This is a genomic window from Streptomyces sp. GbtcB7, from assembly GCF_019091445.1.
Taxonomy (GTDB): domain Bacteria; phylum Actinomycetota; class Actinomycetes; order Streptomycetales; family Streptomycetaceae; genus Streptomyces; species Streptomyces mirabilis.
Window position 1 is genome coordinate 20,702 of record NZ_JAGXJM010000068.1, and the last position, 11,113, is coordinate 31,814.

Consider the following 11,113-nt stretch of genomic DNA (forward strand, 5'->3'; position numbering starts at 1 on the left):
CCCCGCGTACGGCGTGCCGCCCGGAGGCCTCACCGCACTCGTACGGCCGCAAGGGGAGTCAGGCCCCCGACGCCGTGTGGACGCGCTCACCCCCCACATAGGTCAGGGCGACCTTCGTGGACGCGATCTCCTCCGGCGGACCGGCGTACGGGTCGCGGTCCAGCACCACGAGATCGGCCAGCGCCCCGGCCCGTACGCTCCCGGTGTCGTCGAGGTGGTTGGCGTACGCCGAGCCCGCCGTGTACGCCATGAGGGCGGCCGTCAGGTCGATGCGCTCGGCCGGCAGGAACACCGGCCCGGTCCCGTCCGGGGCCACCCGGTTGACCGCGACGTGGATGCCCTGAAGCGGGTCGGCGCTGCTGACCGGCCAGTCGCTGCCCGCGGCGAGCCTCGCCCCGGAACGCAGCAGCGCTCCGAACGGGTACTGCCAGGAGGCGCGTTCGGGCCCGAGGAAGGGCAGGGTCAGCTCGTCCATCTGCGGTTCGTGCGCCGCCCACAGGGGCTGGATGTTGGCCGTGGCACCGAGACGCGCGAAGCGGGGTACGTCGTCGGGATGCACCACCTGGAGATGGGCGAGGTGCGGACGCGTGTCGCTTCGCCCGTTGGCCCTCCGCGCCGCCTCCACGGCGTCCAGGGCGTCGCGTACGGCCCGGTCGCCCAGCGCGTGGAAGTGGCACTGGAAGCCGAGCGCGTCCAACTCGGTGACATATGACGGAAGTCGAGCCGGATCGATGAAGCTCTTCCCTCGATTCGCGGTGGCGCAGCCGCACCGGTCCAGATAGGGGTCGAGCAGCGCGGCCGTACCGTTCTCGGCGACCCCGTCCAGCATCAGTTTGACGCTGTCGGCGCGGAACCGGCCGTGGCTCAACGCGGCCCGCCGCTCGACGAGTTCGGGTATCTGCTCGGCCCCACGCTCCCGGTCCCACCACAGCGCGCCGACGACACGTGCGGTCAGCGAACCGTCGCGGGCGGCCGTCAGATAGGCGTCCGACGGGTCCTCCATCCCCACGAACGCGCCGACCAGCGCGTCCTGCCAGGCGGTGATGCCGAGCGCGTGCAGCTCCCGCTGGGCACGCAGCAGCGCGGCGAGCCGGTCCGCGGCGGTGGCCCGGGGAGTGTGCCGGCCGACGTAGTGCATGGCCCCTTCCTGGAGCATCCCGTTCGGCTCGCCCGAGGCGTCCCGCTCGAAGCGCCCGTCGGCCGGGTCGGGCGTGTCCCGGGTGACGCCCGCGAGCTCGAGGGCGCGGCTGTTGACCCAGGCGCCGTGGTGATCCCGGTTCGGCAGGTACACCGGCCGGTCCGGTACGACCGCGTCCAGCAGCTCCTTGGTCGGCGTACCGCCCGCGAAGGCCTCCATGGACCAGCCGCCGCCCGTGATCCACTCCCGTTCCGGGTGCGCGTCTGCGTAGGCCCGTACGGCGGCGAGGGTCTCCTCGGCGGTCTTCGCCCCCGTGAGGTCGCACTGACTGAGCTCCAGCCCCGCCGGGACCGGGTGGACGTGGGCGTCCTGGAAGCCCGGCAGGAGCAGCCGTCCCGCCAGGTCGACCACCTCCGTCTTCGGGCCGATCAGGTCGTGGACCTCGGAGTTTCCGACGGCGGTGATCCGGTCGCCGGTGACGGCGACGGCTGTCGCGCCGCGGCCTTCGGGGCGCCTGGGACCCCCGGGACCCTCGTGGCTCTCGGGGCCCTCGGGCGTGAGGACCGGGCCGCCGGTGAAGAGGAGATCGGCGTGCATGTGCATCTTTCCTTAGTTGGATGTGGCCAGCAGTTGGGGCGCGTCGGCGTCGGTGCCATGTCCCGTACGGAAGTAGGGGGACTTACGGACCCACTTCGCCCACGCGGCGGCCAGGAAACCGGAGGCGATCATCAGGGCGGGGGTGAGCAGCAGGAACCAGCCGTTGTCCGCGCTGACTTCGAAGTGGTCGGTGGAGGTGTAGAAGGACCAGGCGAGATAGCCGCCGAGCGCGAGCAGGGCCGCCGCGCTCAAGGAGGGCAGGACCACGGCCCATATCCCCTGCCGCCAGTCCTCCCGCAGCAGGCCCCGGAAGCGGGCGGCGGCCGCGAGGGCGGTGAGCGCGTAGGACAGCGCGACGACGATCCCGACCGCGTTCACCGTCGCCATGATCATGTCGGCGAGACGGGGAATCACCAGGGCGAGGGCGGCGACCACCGTCGCCAGTGCGCCGATCAGCAGCGTTCCGGTCGCCGGAGTCCCGTACCGCGCGCTGACCTTGGACCATACCGGTCCGAGCGTACGGTCCCGGCTCATGGCGAACATCCCGCGGGCCGTCGGGATCACCCCGGCCTGCAGCGAGGCGACGGCCGAGAACATCAGAGCCACCAGGGGCAACGCGGCCAGCGGCTGGGAGGCGAGTCGGTCACCGAAGAACGCCAGTCCCTGTGCGCCGTGCCCGGCCAACTCCTGCTCGGACAGCACGCGTTGGAAGGCGATCGAGCCGAGGAGGAACAGCCCCAGCATGGTGACCAGCGTGATGAGCCCGGCCCGTGAGGCGTCGCGCGGGTCGCGCACCTCCTCGTTCACGGTGAACGCCGCCTCGAAGCCCCAGTAGCAGAACACCGACAGCAGCAGCCCCTGCGCCAGAGCCGACGCCGAGGGAATCGCGAACGGGTCGAACCAGCTCAGCCGGAACGGGTGCGGACCGGTGACGATGCCGTAGCCGCAGAACCCCAGCAGCACGACGTACTCGAAGACGAGCAGCCCGCTCTGCAGCCGGGCCGCGGTCCTGACCCCGGTGACCGCGGTGAGGGTGACGGCGACGAGGACCACGATGCCCACCGCGGTCGTCTGGGCGGTGGAACCCGGGTCCAGCGCCAGCCCCGCCACCGTGTGCAGCCCGGCCTCTCCGGCCAGTTGGAGCATCGCCGAGCCGGTCACGGCCGTGGTGTACGCGAGGAACGCCACCGTGGCCACGATGTTCACCCAGCCGACGAGGAAGCCGAGCCAGGGGGTGAGCGAACGGCCCACCCACACATAGCCGTTGCCCGCGTTCGGCTCGACCCGGTTCAGCCGGCTGTAGGCGCCCGCGATCCCGAGGATCGGCAGGAAGGCCAGCAGCATGATGGCGGGCAGATGCAGCCCGACCACGCCGGCCGTCACGCCCAGCCCGATGCCGATGCTGGTGGTCGCCGCCGTGCTGGAGGCGGCGATGGCGACGCCGTCCACGACGCCGAGCGACTTGCGCAGGGACGGGGGGTCCTCACCGTAGTGCTGCTGCGTCATGGCCTGCTCCGATCGCACCCAGGGGGCCTGATTCCGGCCCGATGACCGGAAATGAAACTGCCCGAGGCCTTAACAGGTCAACGCCGTTGACATAAGGTGCCCGCACCGGAGGTCGAAGCGCGTGCGGCACCGGAGGCAGAGCCCGTGCGGCAGCGGAGGCGCGGAGCCCGCGCGGCAGCGGAGGGAGAGTCCATGACGTCCATGCACGACCGGGTCGTTCCGCCCGCCGCCCGGCGGCGCAGGCGCCCCACCAAGACCGGAGTCGTGCTCTCCGAGGAGCTGATCGTCGAGACCGCGCTGCGGCTGCTCAAGGAGCACGGCGCCGACGCCCTCACCGTCCGCCGCCTCGGCCTCGCCCTCGGAGCCGACCCGACCGCCCTGTACCGGTACTTCCGCGACACCGACGACCTGCTCCTCGCCATCGCCGACGAACTCATCGGCCGCACCCTGCGCACCTGGCGCCCCGCCGGGGACTGGCGTGCCGACCTGCGGGATCTCGGTCTGCGGATGCACGCCGGGGCGCTGTCGCATCCGCAGGCCGCGGTGCTCAGCTCCTACCGCGTCACCGGCCGGGTCCACGAGATCGAGGCCGTGGAAACCATCCTCGGCGTGCTGCGCCGAGCCGGTTTCCCGGACCCGGACGCGGTGCGCATCTACCACGCCTTCGTCGACCAGTCCCTGGCCTTCGCCGCCCTCGACGCGGCGAGCCTGGCGCTTCCGCGCGCCGCGCGTGACGCGGAGGCGGGCGTGTGGCGGGCGACGTACGCCCGGCTGCCCGCCGACACCCACCCGCACATCGCGGCGACCGCCCGCCACCTGCTGGTGGACATGCGCCGCAGCGCCTATCCGGTGGCGCTGGACATGCTGCTGACCGCGGCGGCGGCCTGCCTCGAAGCGGTCACCGAGCGCGCCAGTCACGCCGATCCTTCCCACGCCCGAGCAGAAGATCAGGAGTCCGCCCGCCCATGAACCCGCCCGCCCGCTCCCCGAAGCAACGCAAGCACGACACCCTCCACCGGCTGGAGAACGACGTCGACTGCTGGGTGTCCACGGCCGACGGCGCCGGGGAAACGCCGTACCTGATCCCGCTGTCCTTCCTCTGGTACGGCACGACCCTGCTGCTCGCCACCCCGGCCGCCAGTCCGACCGGCCGCAACCTGCGCGCGACCGGCAAGGTGCGCCTGGGCATCGGCCCGACCCGCGACGTGGTGCTCGTCGAGGGAACCGCCGAGACGCTGGAACCCGCCGCGCTGCCGGACGGAGTCGGCGACGCCTTCGCCGAGAAGACCGGCTTCGACCCGCGCGGACTCACCACGTCGTACCTCTACTTCCGAATCAGCCCGCGGCGGGTGCAGGCCTGGCGCGAGGCCGACGAACTCACCGGGCGCGACCTCATGCGCGACGGGGAGTGGCTCGTCGCGGACTGAACTCGTCCTACGGGGTAACCGGGAACACAGCGGGCGGCCGCCGCCCGCGCCCGGAACCCGTACGGAGGACACATGGCACTGGTCACCGCAGGCGTCGTGGTGCTGGACTGCGCCGAGCCCGAGAAGCTCGCCGCCTTCTACAGCGAGCTGATCGAGGCCGAGGAGACGGACGCGACCGCGAACCGTGTGGAGATCAGGGGAGTCGACGGCATCCGGATGGCGTTCCGCCGCGACGTGATGGCGACGCCGCCCAGCTGGCCGCGTCCCGAGAACTCCCTCCAGGTGCACCTGGACTTCCAGGTGGCCGACCTGGACGAGGCGGAACGCCGGATCGTCGGCCTCGGCGGGCGCCCGATCGAGACCAAGGACCCGTCCGGCCCGTTCGAGGAACGCGGTTACGCCGACCCGTCAGGACACTCCTTCACCCTGCGCCTCCTGCCGTCGACCACACCCAAACAGGGCTGACCGCCCGACCCGCGCCAGGCCGCTCTCGCGCGGGTCGCCGGTCCTCAGTCCCGCCCGCCCTTGTCCGGGGACGGCCAGACCCCCGTCGAGCGTTCGACGGCCCTCGCGCCCGTACGGTCCGCGGCGCTGCGCGCCACCGCGAACAAGGCGCCCTGAAGGGCCGCGGCGAGCAGCACCTCGCCCCAGCCGCGGTCCTTGTCCAGGGCGTCGGGCGCGTCCTCCTCGTGCCGGATCGCCTTCCAGGTCGCCCGGAAGGCGATCCCGGCCAGCGCGCCGCTCGCCCAGCCCAGCGCGAAGCCGAGGGGCTTGTAGGCGAGGGGGAGTTTGAGTTTCCTCGGCTTCTTGGACACCTTCTTGGACACCTGGTCCTCCTTCTCGGTCGAGGCCGACGGTGTCACCGAATCCGGGCGCGGGGTAGAGGGCGTGGGTGTACGCCGAAGTGTGAGGCGGGTACCCCGGGGAAACCGGCCGAGGTGAACCGGAAACCGAACAAGTCGGACCCCAGGACACGCCTCACCGTGCTGGTCGCCCTGGGCGCCAACCTGTTGATCGCCGTGGCCAAGGCGGTGGGCGGCCTCCTCGCGGGCTCACCCGCGCTCCTCTCCGAGGCGGCTCACTCCGTCGCCGACAGCATGAACGAGGTGTTCCTCCTCGCCGCGCTGCGCCGCAGCCGCCGCCCAGCCGACCACCGACACCCCTTCGGCTACGGCAAGGAACGGTTCTTCTGGTCGCTGCTCGCGGCCGTCGGCATCTTCGTGATGGGCGGCTGCTTCTCCTTCTTCCAGGGCGTCGAAGCGCTGAGGAACGGCGCCGATGAGTCCTTCCACGGCTATGTGGCCGGACTGGCGGTCCTGGGAGTCGCCCTGCTCGCCGAGGGAGCATCCCTGCTCAGGGCGCTGCACCAGGTGCGCCGGCAGGGCGGCGGCACGAACGGGATGCGCGACCCCGCCCTGCGTACGGTGGTCGCCGAGGACGGCACCGCCGTGATCGGTGTCATGTTCGCGATCACCGGCATGGTGCTGCACATGGTCACCGGCCAGGTCGTGTGGGAGGCCTGCGCCTCCCTCGCCATCGGGGCGCTCCTCGTGTGCGTCGCCTACTGGCTCGGCCGGGACGCGCGCGAACAGCTCATCGGGCGGGCCGCCGACGAGGAGGCGAGCCGTCGGATCCGGGCCCTGCTGGAGGCGCAGCCCGAGATCGACAGCGTGGAGGCGCTGCTCACCATGCGGCTCGGCCTCGACTCGACCCTGGTCGCCGCCCGGATCGACCTCGTGCCGGGCCTGGACAGCGAGGAGGTCGAGGAGGTCGCCGTCCGCATCAAACGCTCCGTCGCCCACACCGTCCCGGAGGCCGACCAGATCTTCCTGGACGTCACCGACGCGGGTGCGGCACAGGCCGCGGCGCGCGGGAACGTGGCAGCGGAAAGCCCCGCCGCGACGGGGGAGCGCGGCGGGGCCTGAAGCACGGGTGCCCGGCGCGCGACGGATCATGCGCGCCGATTTCCACGGAATCTCAGTCCGACCGGCCCGGACGGAATCTCAGTCCGGGTCGGTCGGACGGAATCTCTGTCCGGACGTCGGACGGATCTTCTGTGAGGGTCGGTCAGTCCGTCGGCTCCAGCACGAAGACGGGGATCTCGCGGTCCGTCTTCTTCTGGTAGTCGGCGTACGGGGGGTACGCGGCGACCGCGCGCTCCCACCACTGGGCCTTCTCCTCACCCGTGACCTCACGCGCTGTCATGTCCTGGCGCTCGGCGCCGTCCTGGAGCTCCACGTGCGGATCGGACTGCACGTTGAAGTACCAGACCGGGTGCTTGGGGGCGCCGCCCAGCGAGGCGACCACCGCGTAACGTCCGTCGTGCTCGACCCGCATCAGCGGGGTCTTGCGGATCTTGCCGCTCTTGGCACCCCGGGTCGTGAGAATGATGACCGGCAGTCCCGTGTCCAGCAGCGTGGTCCCCTTGGTGCCGCCGGAGCCCTCGTACAGCTCCACCTGGTCACGCACCCACTGCGTCGGGCTGGGTTCGTACTCACCCTCAAGAGGCATGACTTCCGTCCCATCGTCGCTCGTGCTGATCCTGTCTCGGCACGATTCAACACCAGCACGGACGCGAATCATCCGCACCCGGCCCGCAGGTGCGCGAGCTCCACTCCTCATGGTGCGACGAGCATCCGTACCGCCAGCACCACGATCACGGCACTCGACGCGAGTGCCGTGACCAGCCGCCCCCGTCGTCCCGTCAGCGCCCGGCCGAGCAGCGCGCCGCCGCCGGCGAGCAGGAGTTGCCAGCTCGCGGACGCCACGAACGCGGCGAGCACGAACGCCCCCTGCTCCAGGGGGCGCACCGCCTCGGCCGTCCGGCTGCCGAGGACCAGGGCGGCGAAGTAGATCACGGTGGTGGGATTGAGGAGGGTGATCCCCAGCAGGGTCAGGTACGCCCGCGCCGGACGCACCGGGTCCCGTACGGACCGCGCCGCGAGCCGCTGTTCGCGGTACTGGCGCACCGCGCCGACCGCGCCCCGTACGGCCATGGCGAGCAGCACCAGACCGGAGGCCCAGCGCAACGGCACGAGCACCGGTTGCAGCGCGGCGGCGAGCGCGGCGCCCCCGAGGGCGGCGACGAGGGCGTACAGCCCGTCGGCGGTCGCGACGCCCAGCGCGGCGCACCCGCCGGTTCTCAGGGACGTACGCGCGGTGAGGGAGACGAGATAGGTCGCGACCGCTCCGACGGGGATGGCGATGCCATAGCCCGCGAGAAGCCCCGCGACGAGCGCGGCGGTCACGACCGGGGAAGCGAGGGCCTCCGCGGACGGCCGGGCTGCTGCTGGACCCGCACCGGACGAGCGGCGGCGGAGGTCGGCGGCAGGAGGGCTTCGATCGTGGGCATGGGCAGATCCTGGGGCCCTCGAGCCGCCCGTGCAAGCGAATTGCGCGAGGACGTCACCGAGCCACCGAAGGCGGGTGTGTACCGTGGAGGTAGCGGTTGGATCGAGCCACACACGCGCCGTACGTACGGCACCCGGGCGGCGACCGAGGCCCGTGGGAGCGCGGAGGCCGCCCCGATCGGCGACGGTGATCGGCCAGATGGTCCGTCCGGGGCATCTGGCCGAACTTTGCGTGGCTCCTATAGGTGCCTGGGGCATCTAATGAAGATCGGCAAGAGGGAACCATCGCTTGCGAGGTCACTCATGACAGAACCCGTTGCCTTCCCCCAGGACCGTACGTGTCCCTACCACCCGCCCACCGCCTACGACGCCCTGCGCGAGGCGCACCCCCTGTCGCGCGTCTCCCTGTTCGACGGGCGCAACGTGTGGGTCGTCACCGGGCACGGCACCGCCCGTGAACTGCTCACCGATCCCCGGCTCTCCTCCGACCGCACCCGCCCCGCGTTCCCGATGCCCACGGAGCGGTTCGCCCAGTCCCGCAACCGGCGGGTCGCGCTGCTCGGGCTCGACGATCCCGCCCACCACACCCAGCGCCGCATGCTCGTGCCGAGCTTCACCCTGAAACGGACCGCGGCCCTGCGCCCGCGCATCCAGGAAACCGTCGACCGGCTGCTGGACGCCGTGGAGCGGCAGGGCCCGCCCACCGAACTGGTCGGCGCCTTCGCGCTGCCGGTGCCCTCGATGGTGATCTGCGCGCTGCTCGGCGTCCCGTACGCCGACCACGACTTCTTCGAGGAGCAGTCCCGCAGACTGCTGCGCGGCCCAACCGCCGCGGACACCCAGGACGCGCGCGACCAGTTGGAGGCCTACTTCGGGGCACTGATCGACCGCAAGTGGAAGGACCCGGGGGACGGGCTCCTCGACGAACTCATCCACGAACAGCTGCGCGAGGGGAAGGTGGACCGCGAGGAACTGATCAGTCTGGCGACGATCCTGCTGGTCGCCGGGCACGAGACGACCGCGAACATGATCTCGCTCGGTACGTTCACCCTGTTGCACCACCCCGAGCAGCTGGCGGAACTGCGGGCCGAGCCGACGCTCATGCCCGCCGCCGTGGAGGAACTGCTGCGCTTCCTGTCCATCGCCGACGGGCTGCTGCGGGTGGCCACCGAGGACATCGAGGTGGCCGGGGCGACGATCCGCGCCGACGAGGGCGTGGTCTTCTCGACCTCCGTCATCAACCGTGACGCGGGCACCTTCCCCGAGCCGGACGCTCTGGACTGGCATCGTTCGGCCCGTCATCACGTCGCGTTCGGCTTCGGCATCCACCAGTGCCTCGGCCAGAACCTCGCCCGCGCCGAGATGGAGATCGCCCTGCTGTCACTCTTCGACCGGTTGCCCGGACTGCGTCTGGCCGTGCCGGCGGACGAGATCCCCTTCAAAGCGGGAGACACGATCCAGGGGATGCTGGAACTCCCCGTGACCTGGTAAGAGGCTGGCGGCCATGAGTATCGAGATCGCCATCGACAAGGACGTCTGCATCGGCGCGGGACAGTGCGCGCTGACCGCGCCGAACGTCTTCACCCAGGACGACGACGGCTTCAGCGCGCTGTTGCCCGGCCGTGAGGACGGCGGCGGCGACCCGCTGGTCCGGGAGGCCGCGCGGGCCTGCCCGGTGGGCGCCATCACCGTCTCCGAGAGCTGAGGACCACACGACGAGACCTGGGAACAACTCGACGAACGCCGAGGACCACTCGACGAACGCCGAGACCACTCGACGGGGACGGCCGACGCGCGTCGGCCGTCCCCGTCGGGCGTCGGGGCCCTATCTCCGCTCTGCCCCGACGGGTGTCCGTGCCGCGTCGGGCGCCCGCTCGGCCCGCGCCGTGCTTCGTGTGATGCCCGCGGTGACCATGGCGCCCTCGGCCAGCAGGAACAGCTGGTCGGTGAGGGCGCCGGGAAGTCCCGAGTCTGACACGAGTTCGCCCAGGTAGTCCTTGAACGCTCCCTTGTGGCCGCGGACCTGGGCGACCACGCGTGGTGAGGTCGCGCCGAGTTCGCCGTAGGAGTTGATCCAGGCGCACCCGCGGAAGTCGGGCTCGGCGAACCATTGCCCCAGCCATTCGAACACCGCCAGGATCCGCCGCCCGGGCTCCTCGTACCCGTCGACGTGCTCGGCCAGCCGCTGCCGCCAGCGCACGTCGCGCCGCTCGAGATACGCCTCGACCAGGAGCTCCTTCGCCGGGAACAGCTGGTAGAGCCGCTTGAGGGAGACCCCCGAGGCACCGCGGATGTCGTCCATGCCGACGGTCTGGATGCCACGGGCGTAGAAGAGCTCCTCCGCGGCGTCCAACGCCTGTTCCCGGGCGGCGGCGAGGGCCTGTTCGCGGGCGGCTGTGCTGTCCATGCGGGGCTGCTCCTTGACGTGAGAACCAACGTTCTCTACGTTAGCAGTCATGGGAGAGAACGCACGTTCTCCACTCATGTGATGCGCGTGGACCAGATGCGCGCGTACCTGAAAGGACACCCCCATGAACGACCGCCCGCCCCTCCCGCCCTTCACCCGCGAGACCGCCGTCCAGAAGGTCCAGGCCGCCGAGGACGCCTGGAACACCCGAGATCCCAAGAAGGTCGCCCTCGCCTACTCCGAGGACTCGGTCTGGCGCAACCGCGACACCTTCGTCACCGGCCGCGCCGAGATCGTCGAACTCCTCACCGCCAAGTGGGCGCGCGAACACGAGTACGCCCTGCGCAAGGACCTGTGGGCCTTCGACGGCAACCGCATCGCCGTCCGCTTCCAGTACGAGGCGCACGACGCCGACGGGCAGTGGTGGCGGTCGTACGGCAACGAGCTGTGGGAGTTCGACGAGCACGGGCTGATGACCCGGCGCGAGGCCAGCATCAACGACGTACGCATCGAGGAGCACGAGCGCCGCATCTTCGGCCCGCGCCCGGAAGCCGAACGTGGGGACACCTTCCCGGTCCACTAGGCACCCCGCGTGTCCACCGGCGATCCCACATTTTCACCTGGTTCTGGCGAGGATGCCCCGGCGTTCACGCCGGGGAGGAATTGCCTCCTGCGGCTGCGACGCGGA

At 71.4% G+C, this 11,113-nt stretch carries 13 protein-coding genes; 7 read left to right on the forward strand and 6 right to left on the reverse strand.

Annotation, left to right across the window (positions count from 1 at the left end; genetic code table 11):
* Window positions 1–58 precede the first annotated feature (58 nt).
* Together KVT44_RS52825 and KVT44_RS52830 are read right to left on the reverse strand one after the other, a co-directional pair.
* On the reverse strand, window positions 59–1,735 hold the full coding sequence (locus KVT44_RS52825; RefSeq protein WP_217576003.1) for an amidohydrolase: 1,677 nt from the start codon (window positions 1,733–1,735) through the stop codon (window positions 59–61).
* Window positions 1,736–1,747: 12 nt separating this feature from the next.
* The gene (locus KVT44_RS52830; RefSeq protein WP_217576005.1) at window positions 1,748–3,241 is read right to left on the reverse strand and encodes an APC family permease; all 1,494 of its coding nucleotides are present in this window, start codon (window positions 3,239–3,241) and stop codon (window positions 1,748–1,750) included.
* 201 nt (window positions 3,242–3,442) lie between these two features.
* Between KVT44_RS52830 and KVT44_RS52835 the strand changes: the two genes are divergently transcribed.
* From KVT44_RS52835 to KVT44_RS52845, 3 genes are all read left to right on the forward strand, one after another.
* Window positions 3,443–4,210 (forward strand): TetR/AcrR family transcriptional regulator, encoded by a 768-nt coding sequence (locus KVT44_RS52835; RefSeq protein ID WP_217576017.1) that lies wholly within the window; start codon window positions 3,443–3,445, stop codon window positions 4,208–4,210.
* On the forward strand, window positions 4,207–4,668 hold the full coding sequence (locus KVT44_RS52840) for a pyridoxamine 5'-phosphate oxidase family protein (RefSeq protein ID WP_217576007.1): 462 nt from the start codon (window positions 4,207–4,209) through the stop codon (window positions 4,666–4,668). The genes KVT44_RS52835 and KVT44_RS52840 overlap by 4 nt, the downstream gene beginning before the upstream one ends.
* A 72-nt stretch (window positions 4,669–4,740) precedes the next feature.
* On the forward strand, window positions 4,741–5,133 hold the full coding sequence (locus tag KVT44_RS52845) for a VOC family protein (RefSeq protein WP_054234255.1): 393 nt from the start codon (window positions 4,741–4,743) through the stop codon (window positions 5,131–5,133).
* Window positions 5,134–5,177: 44 nt separating this feature from the next.
* Here the strand turns inward: KVT44_RS52845 and KVT44_RS52850 are convergent, their stop codons facing one another.
* A complete protein-coding gene (locus tag KVT44_RS52850) occupies window positions 5,178–5,495 on the reverse strand; it encodes a DUF4235 domain-containing protein (protein ID WP_229889110.1) in 318 nt (105 codons plus the stop codon).
* A 111-nt stretch (window positions 5,496–5,606) separates the two neighbouring features.
* Between KVT44_RS52850 and KVT44_RS52855 the strand changes: the two genes are divergently transcribed.
* Window positions 5,607–6,593: a cation diffusion facilitator family transporter gene (locus KVT44_RS52855; RefSeq protein WP_308314393.1), complete on the forward strand. Its 987-nt coding sequence runs from the start codon at window positions 5,607–5,609 to the stop codon at window positions 6,591–6,593.
* A gap of 142 nt (window positions 6,594–6,735) precedes the next feature.
* On the opposite strand, the gene KVT44_RS52860 is transcribed toward KVT44_RS52855, so the two are convergent.
* A complete protein-coding gene (locus KVT44_RS52860) occupies window positions 6,736–7,179 on the reverse strand; it encodes a nitroreductase family deazaflavin-dependent oxidoreductase (protein WP_099919091.1) in 444 nt (147 codons plus the stop codon).
* A gap of 107 nt (window positions 7,180–7,286) precedes the next feature.
* Window positions 7,287–7,916, reverse strand: a complete 630-nt coding sequence (locus KVT44_RS52865; RefSeq protein WP_217576009.1) for a LysE family transporter — start codon at window positions 7,914–7,916, stop codon at window positions 7,287–7,289.
* A gap of 405 nt (window positions 7,917–8,321) precedes the next feature.
* On the opposite strand from KVT44_RS52865, the gene KVT44_RS52870 reads away from it, so the two are divergent.
* Window positions 8,322–9,509, forward strand: coding sequence for a cytochrome P450 (locus tag KVT44_RS52870; RefSeq protein ID WP_254651106.1), 1,188 nt, complete (start codon window positions 8,322–8,324; stop codon window positions 9,507–9,509).
* A gap of 19 nt (window positions 9,510–9,528) precedes the next feature.
* Window positions 9,529–9,723, forward strand: a complete 195-nt coding sequence (locus KVT44_RS52875) for a ferredoxin (RefSeq protein WP_054234301.1) — start codon at window positions 9,529–9,531, stop codon at window positions 9,721–9,723.
* A gap of 120 nt (window positions 9,724–9,843) precedes the next feature.
* On the opposite strand, the gene KVT44_RS52880 is transcribed toward KVT44_RS52875, so the two are convergent.
* A complete protein-coding gene (locus KVT44_RS52880; RefSeq protein WP_217576013.1) occupies window positions 9,844–10,425 on the reverse strand; it encodes a TetR/AcrR family transcriptional regulator in 582 nt (193 codons plus the stop codon).
* Between the two features lie 124 nt (window positions 10,426–10,549).
* Between KVT44_RS52880 and KVT44_RS52885 the strand changes: the two genes are divergently transcribed.
* Window positions 10,550–11,008: a nuclear transport factor 2 family protein gene (locus KVT44_RS52885; RefSeq protein ID WP_099919087.1), complete on the forward strand. Its 459-nt coding sequence runs from the start codon at window positions 10,550–10,552 to the stop codon at window positions 11,006–11,008.
* The last annotated feature ends 105 nt before the right edge of the window (window positions 11,009–11,113 follow it).